Origin of the sequence: endosymbiont of Lamellibrachia barhami (genome assembly GCF_011947365.2) — a bacterium.
Classification (GTDB): domain Bacteria; phylum Pseudomonadota; class Gammaproteobacteria; order Chromatiales; family Chromatiaceae; genus QGON01.
Map to the genome: position 1 here is coordinate 1,460,009 of NZ_JAAVSH020000001.1, position 6,227 is coordinate 1,466,235.

A 6,227-nucleotide genomic window follows, 5' to 3' on the forward strand; every position below is an offset into this window, starting at 1 on the left:
AAGTATTACTTCGTTCAGTTACGTATTTGCTTGGAGAACATGGGGATGGTAAATGCGGCAGTTGTGCAGGGAAAGATCATGCTCTGCAGGGAGATCTGCCCGACACACGACCACCACCAGTGTGCTTGCTTCATGCAGTAATGCATGAGGTGATTGGGCAGAAGTCAGCAGACGGCATAGTAGTGGATTCTTAACAGATGAAGCGAAGGCCTGAAGCCAAGAGAGAAAGTTTCGCATCATGCTCTATTCTCAGTTTGAACCGACCGGTTCACGTAAGAGGCGATAGGCGCGTTGGTGGGTACGTGATTTTCAAAGTTAATCCGGTTAAGCTACGGTTGCTGTCTGGCTATGGTTAAAACACTCTTGGTAACCAGTACGGTAATTATTGGGAGGAGGGTCAAACTTGCCCATCGCCTAACAGCTGAACTCCGCACTCAAATAAATAGGGAAGAGGTGAAATAAGCAATTGAAAATAACGTTCTTTTCTTCATTCCCTAAGAACTCCCATTGCCATTCTGTTATTCTGATTTTCTTTGCTGTTTCTGACGGTGGATGATTTACCAGTTTACGCCTGTTTTGAGTGATGACCAACTATCACGCTTCAGCGCATGATGGACCTTGAACTCACCACGAAATAAATAATCCGTACTTCGCTTCCTGAAAAATAATCAACAAAGTGCTGATCTTTTGATTTTTAACAGATCAGCCGTTTCGATAAGGCTTTGTTTGTGCGATGCCTGAATTCTTTTCCAGCTTGAACAATTTGTTAGCATTTTTTTGCTGAATATTCATGTTAAATGCCTGCCGTAATATAAATGATCTACACTTCTATTCTTTAATTTCGCAATTTTTGGCATGGTGCCCCATTTTTTAAAATTGAATTTTTTCAGAATAGAAATGCTTGCAAAGTTGCAAGAAAGTAATATCGCAATTAATGATTCAATATTAAGCTTTGGACACTGATTAATTGCGTGTTGTATTAGTAGGTTACCTATACCTTTTCCCTGATTATTATTATCAACGTAATAGCTAATCTCGGCTGTTTTTGAAAATGCAGATCGCCCATGGCGGTAGGGGCTTAATGCAAGATAACCAACAATTTCGGCGTCAACACTTGCAACATAGATAATGTAATGATTTCCAGTATGCTGCTTTAACCAAGGTAGCTTTTCCTTCAGAGAAATTGTCTTCTCATCAGCTGTTTGTGACCCAGAGATGACCGCTTCATTATATATTCTAATAATGTCGTTGTAGTGATCTGATGAGGCTTGTGTAATCATTTTTATTAGTGCTAACGTCTCACATCACCGGAAGGCAAAAGTGGCGTTGGTTTGTGCAAAATGGAGCGCAGCGGAATGCACAAATCAACGACGCTTTTGCCTGTCCGAGTGAATGTGTTTGTGTGTGCCCGGCATGGGCATGATTTTATGAGGTGAAAGTCCTCTGTACATATTCCAGAGAGGAGACGAAAAGTCACCTTTAAAAGTACTAGCCGATGGCAAGGGCGGAAGGGCGACCGACCGTCTGAAAAGCCTAAGTGCAATTGCAGAGGCGACGAACAGGAAACCGCATATAAGGCCGAACCCTGGGTGAGTGAGCACAACATCACAGAAACCCGTCTGTGGAGACATGGGGATGAGCCAAATGCAGCGGTTGTGCAGGGAAAGATCATGCTCTTACCCGGGAATCTGCCCGCTGTGCGCCCGCGAGGTGGTAGCGCCCTTGGCAATGTGCGTGGGGTGATTGGGCAGAAGTCAGCAGAGGGCATAGTAGTGGACTCCTAACGGATGAAGCGAAGGCCTGAAGCCGAGGGAGAAAATTTCGCATCATGCTCTATTCTCAGTTTGAGCCGACCGGCTCACGTAAGAGGTGATAGGCGCGCTGGTGAGTACGATATTTTCAAAGTTAATCAAGTTTCTGTACCTTTAGTTGCTTGTCTGACTACGGTTCGACACTCTTGGTAACCGCCTTGGTACGGACCATGTGCCTGTGGTACTTCGTTCAGTTACGTATTGCTAAGCCTTATAAATTTGTATTTACGTGATTGCGCGAGTGAGCATAGAGAATTAAAAACCAGATGGGCATAGTTTAAAAGGTGTAACCTGAAAGCTCAATCAGCCGCCTGATGGCGGAGAAAGGAAATCAACGAATCAAGAAGGCACACGGAGTTCCAGCACGATGACATTGAAATCAATCAAAAAAGCAAAGAGCGTCCGTGGCTTCATCCTGTTTCGTGTCTTACCGAAACAGAAAATTCAGCTAACAAGTGCATCAACCCGGACAGTCAAAAGCGTCGTTCGTTTTGTGTATTCCGCTTCGCTCCATTTTTACACAAAACAAACGCCACTTTTGCCTTCCGGTTATGCTTGGCGTTAGCTGTAAAAACAAATGGAACAACTGATCTCACAATTTGCTGAAAAAGTCGCCGCAGGTGAAGTAGAAATTTACAATGAATTTTCTCTTCAACATGAACTTGGAATATATTTAAGGTGCGCCATTCAAAATAAAAAAATTCAGTTTGAAAGGAACGTATCGTTTTTCGGCTTAGAAAAAATCAAGTATGTGAAGCGAGAAATTGATATTTCGGTGTTTTCAAACGCCGAATCACCAGATGCAGCAATTGAGCTGAAATACCCAAGAAATGGCCAACATCCAGAGCAAATGTTTAGCTTCTGTAAAGATGTTCAGTTTATGGAGCAACTTAAGTCATCTGGCTTTAAAGAAACCTATGTGGTCATTTTTGCAGATGATCGGCTTTTCTATGAAGGAAGCCAAAGTGGCATCTACAGTTTCTATCGTGGTGGCAGTGATTTGTCCGGTGTAATTACCAAGCCAACGGGAAAGAAAGATGCAGAGGTAGTAATTATGGGTAGTTATCCAGTGCGCTGGCATACCGTTGTTGGTGCGCTCAAATACACCGTAATCAAGGCTCAATAAGCAGCTAATTTGATGTTAGCTGTAAAAGAATTCAGACAACGCATGAACAAAGCCTTATCGAAACGGCTGATCAGTTTGAAGTTCAAAGATCGGCACCTGGTTGAATATTTGTCAGAAAGGCGAAGGTACGGATTATTATTTTCGTGGTGAATTCAAGGTTCATCATGCGCTGAAGCGAGATAGTTTGGCAGAATAACGAAAGTAAGAATATTATTTTCGTGGTAAATTCAAAGCCATCATGCGCTGAAGCGGGATAGTTGGTCACCAAACCAAACAGGCGTAAAATAGTAAATCATCTACCGCTTGAAACAGCAACGGGAATCAAAAAGCAAAACGGGCAAAAGGAGTTCCTAGTACGAAGAAAGTTCAAGTATTTTCACTGTTTATCGTCTTCTTCTTCCTATTTTTTCTATTTGAGTGCAGAGCCCATATCAGTATTACTTCGACAGTTGTCGTTTGTTTTGTGTATTCGCTTCGCTCCATTTTACACAAAACAACGCCACTTCCGGCTTCCGGTTATGCAAGACGTTAGGTGCCGCTAACAATGATCAAAGCCAGCTGCAATTTTCCTACTAATTACATTACTGGCCATGATTTAGCTACCAGATACACAGATTCAATCATTATGAATGATCTGCATCAAGAACAAAAGGTGGCTCGCAAACATCTAAATCAATCTGCTGATGGAACATTAATAGTTGCTTTAAGTGTTCTGTAGACTCTTTAGTTATAAATCTAGTTGAAAATATTTTGTTCTATACGAAACAGACGGTACTTGGTCGCTAAGAAACAAGTTTCCTATATTGGTGATGCCTTTAAAAAAATATAGCAAACTAACAAAGAAGAAAGGTTAACCCAAAATTGCTGGTGTTAGTGACGAACAATATTAGAAAATGGAAGTGAGTCCATTATACAGGTGGAAAACAAGTCTTGCATTTTACCGTTAGCGGTAAATTGTTACTATCTGTCCCATTCATGTTCGCCATAGGCCATTATCAAAATATTATTTTCGGGGTGAATTCAAAACCATCATGCGCTGAAGCGATCTGGTTGGGCAGAATAACGAAAGCACGAATATTATTTTCGGGGTAAATTCAAAGCCATCATGCGCTAAAGCGGGATGGTTGGGCAGAATAACGAAAGTAAGAATACTATTTTCGTGGTAAATTCAAAGCCATCACGCGTTGATGCGGTCATGCTGGTCAGAACAGAAAAACTATGAATATTGTTTTCTGGGTGAATTCAAAGCTCATCATACGCTGAAGCGGGATAGTTGGTCACCAAACCAAACAGGCGTAAAATGGTAAATCATCTACCGCCTGAAACGGCAAAGGGAATCAAAAAGCAAAACGGGCAAAAGGAGTTCCTAGGCAATGAATGAAGAAAGTCCAAGTATTTTCAATTGCTTATCGCCCCTCTTCCCTATTTTTCTATTTGAGTGCAGAGTTCAGCTAACAAGTGCATTAACTCGGACAGCCAAAAGCGTCGTTTGTTTTGTGTATTCCGCTTCGCTCCATTTTACACAAAACAAACGCCACTTTCGGCTTCCGGTTATGCAAGACGTTAGGCAAGAACAATGATCAAAAAGCCAGCTGCAATTTTCCTACTAATTACATTACTGGCCATGATTTCTAGCTGCACGAAAGATACACAGGATTCAATCATTGGCGAATGGATCTCTGCATCAAGAACAAAAGGTGGCCTTGGAACATCTAAATCATACCAATCTGATGGAACATTAATAGTTGCTTTTGGCGCCCTTGTAGACTTTAGTTATAAACTTGAAGAAAATATTTTGTCTCTATACGGAACAGACGGTAATTTGGTCGCTAAGAAACAAGTTTCCTATATTGGTGATGATATTATTTTAAAAAATATAGCAACCAACAAAGAAGAAAGGTTAACCCGTACTGCTGGTGCTAGTGACGAAACAATATTAGGAAAATGGAAGGGAGTCCATTATACAGGTGGAAAACAAGTCTTGCATTTTACTGCTAGCGGTAATTGTTACTTATCTGTCCCATTCATGTCTGCCATAGGCCATTATCAAATTAATAATCATATCCTAATAGAAAAAATCAAAGGAAAAGAGCCTTCTGAATGGAAATGGCGTTTTGAAGGTAGGAACCTAATTTTAGAAAAACATGATGGATCGAAAACAGAAACATACGTAATGAAATCAAATGCCTAACAAAACAAATCCACTCGGACAGTCAAAAGCGTCGTTTGGTTTGTGTATTCCGCTGCGCTTCATTTTACACAAACCAAACGCCACTTTTGCCTTCCGGTGATTTGAGGCGTTAGATGCTCTCTTAAAAATCAAGCTAATTTAAAGAACTTTTCACCATCCCATGTAGTATCGTGTTTAAACATTCCCCAGATAGCCAATAGCAGTTTTCGCATGATGGCGACCAATGCCTGCATTGGTTTCTTACCCTTATTCACCAGCTTTTCATAAAAAGCCTTTACATTCGGATCACTCCGGCTGGCCACTAATGCGGGGAAATACAGTGCTTCACGAAGATATCGATTTCCCGCTTTACTGATCCGTCTGGGTTTGTGAGTAGTCTTTCCTGATTCATGGGGTTTCGGATCAAGCCCAGCATGGGCAACCCATTGTGAACTGGTCATATCATCAGGCAATCCAGCCAGTTCTGCGAGGATTCTAGGCCCCGTTTTGCTGGCAATACCCGTGATGGTAATCAGTTGTTTCAACTTAGGTTGAAGCTCCGCATCATGCTCAACAATATCCAGTGCTGCTTGTGCCATGGCATCGATACGCCGTTGTATATGACGCATGTTCAAATCAGTATCGTGTGCGACTACTCGACCAATGATACCCAGACGCGATGCCGCAATATGTCTATTTCGTTCCCGAGTCAACTCCGCAGTCAGTTGAACAATTCGACGTGTAATATGTTGTAATTCCAGCACTTCTTCCCTGGGTGGTTGCCACTTTTTAAAGTCCATTCTGAGGGTGTATTCCAGAATGGCATCGGCGTCCAGCGCATCCGTTTTACCCCGTTGCACCTGTGCCATAGCAAAATTCTTAATGGCACGTGGATTCACCACGGAAACCTCTATTTTGTCACACTGGTGGAGTGCCAGTGCAAAGGGTAATGAGTAAACACCGGTGGCTTCCATCGTCACACGTGCGGTTTTGTGATGCTTGGTACACCAACGGATAAACTGTCGATGACCTAGTGGGTTATTATCAAAAGTAGCCAGGCTGAACTTTTTATCACCGCGCTGTATACGACAAACTAAGTATTGCGAATCAACATCGACCC

4 protein-coding genes are annotated in these 6,227 nt (G+C 42.1%); 2 read left to right on the forward strand and 2 right to left on the reverse strand.

Annotation, left to right across the window (positions count from 1 at the left end; translation table 11 throughout):
* Positions 1-788: 788 nt before the first annotated feature.
* Complete coding sequence (locus G9Q73_RS06585) at positions 789-1,280, reverse strand: GNAT family N-acetyltransferase (RefSeq protein ID WP_177419087.1); 492 nt, start codon at positions 1,278-1,280, stop codon at positions 789-791.
* Positions 1,281-2,388: 1,108 nt separating this feature from the next.
* Between G9Q73_RS06585 and G9Q73_RS06590 the strand changes: the two genes are divergently transcribed.
* Both G9Q73_RS06590 and G9Q73_RS06595 read left to right on the forward strand, forming a co-directional pair.
* Positions 2,389-2,937 (forward strand): hypothetical protein, encoded by a 549-nt coding sequence (locus G9Q73_RS06590; RefSeq protein ID WP_177419088.1) that lies wholly within the window; start codon positions 2,389-2,391, stop codon positions 2,935-2,937.
* A 1,576-nt stretch (positions 2,938-4,513) separates the two neighbouring features.
* On the forward strand, positions 4,514-5,128 hold the full coding sequence (locus tag G9Q73_RS06595) for a hypothetical protein (protein ID WP_177419089.1): 615 nt from the start codon (positions 4,514-4,516) through the stop codon (positions 5,126-5,128).
* 128 nt (positions 5,129-5,256) lie between these two features.
* Here G9Q73_RS06595 and G9Q73_RS06600 read toward each other — a convergent pair.
* Positions 5,257-6,227: IS110 family RNA-guided transposase (locus G9Q73_RS06600; protein ID WP_218649933.1), on the reverse strand; the 971-nt coding region annotated here is incomplete at its 5' end.